At 64.0% G+C, this 1,474-nt stretch carries 2 protein-coding genes; both read left to right on the forward strand.

Annotated elements, in window-relative coordinates:
* Nucleotides 1-302 precede the first annotated feature (302 nt).
* A complete protein-coding gene (locus LQV45_RS31880; RefSeq protein WP_230011452.1) occupies nt 303-1,163 on the forward strand; it encodes an SDR family NAD(P)-dependent oxidoreductase in 861 nt (286 codons plus the stop codon).
* Between the two features lie 94 nt (nt 1,164-1,257).
* Nucleotides 1,258-1,474 (forward strand): excalibur calcium-binding domain-containing protein (locus LQV45_RS31885; protein ID WP_230011453.1); only part of this gene is annotated, 217 nt, incomplete at its 3' end.

The following is a 1,474-nucleotide window of genomic DNA, read 5'->3' on the forward strand; positions in this document are numbered from 1 at the left end:
GGTGCCCAATTTCGTGGTGGCACCATCCGTGGTCCCGGGCACCGTTATCCAGGGCAACTACAGTCACTACTCGCTGCTCCGGACCACCGAAGAAATGCTGGCCATCAGCCTGAAGTTGCAAAACGCCGGCACGGCCCTGAGTTTCCGGTCGCCGCTGCGCATCTAGGCGCTGCGGGGGATTCCCAGCAGAGTCTCGGAAAGCTCCCGGCTCCGGCGGAACGAACTCTCAGTTGCACTCGTTAGAATTCGACGGGGCTGGATTCCAAAAGACCAGCCCATCGCTTCGTTCTAAGGACACCTCAATGCCCGAGCGCACTATCGTCATCACCGGAGCCAGCGACGGCATCGGCGCGTCCGCCGCGCGGACCTTCGCCCGGCAGGGGGAACGTGTGGTCGTCGTCGGGCGTTCTGCGCAAAAGACCGAGGCGATCGCGAACGAAATCGGCGCGGAATTCTTTGTCAGCGACTTCGCCGACCTTGCCCAGGTGCGGACCCTGGCCACGCAGCTGAAGGAAAAGTACCCGCGGATCGACGTCCTGGCCAACAACGCCGGCGGCATCATGGGTCCCCGTGAGCTCAGCGTGGACGGCCACGAGAAAACCTTCCAGGTTAACCACCTGGCCCCGTTCCTGCTCACCACCGAGCTGATCGAGGTGCTGACCGCCAGCCAGGCCACCGTCATCAACACCTCGAGCGTCGCGAATTCGCTCTTCGCCAAGTTCGACATCGACGACCTCGACGCGATCAAGAGCTACTCCACCAACCGCGCCTACGGCAACGCCAAGCTCGCCAACATCCTCTTCACCGCCGAACTGCACAACCGCTACAACACAGAGGGAATCTCGACGGCGGCGTTCCACCCCGGCGGCGTGGCCACCAACTTCGCTGCCGACTCCACAAGCCCCATGCGCCTGGCCTATAAGTCGTTCCTTAAGCGCTTCATGCTGACCCCTGACCAGGGCGCGGATACCCTTGTGTGGCTCGCCAACGCCACCCCGGGCCACGACTGGATCTCCGGCGCCTACTACGCCAAACGGACGCTCTCGAAGGCCAACAAGCAGGCCTACGACGCGGGCCTGGCCAAGGCCCTGTGGCAGCGCAGCGAGGCGATGGTGGCCCAGGACCTCGACAAGCTGGACCAGGGCTCGGATCACGGCGCCTGAGCCTGACCGGAAACAGCGAATTCGTGGGTTAGCATTTTCCTGCCCCTCGCCGATCCGCGGCCGAGGGCTTCTACCTGGGGGAGTGCTCTTAAACGTGCGCCTGAAGAAATTGCTTATCGCGTCCTTGGCGGGTACCGCCGTCGTCCTGAGCGCCACGGCCGTGCCGGCAACCGCCGCGCCGGCGCCGAAGTCGTACAAGAACTGCACGGAGCTCAACAAGGTGTACCCGCACGGCGTCGGCCGCAAGGGTGCGCGCGACAAGACGACCGGAAAACCGGTCACCAGGTTCCGCGTCGACAACACCCTGTACA

It is taken from the genome of Microbacterium sp. Bi128, from assembly GCF_918698205.1.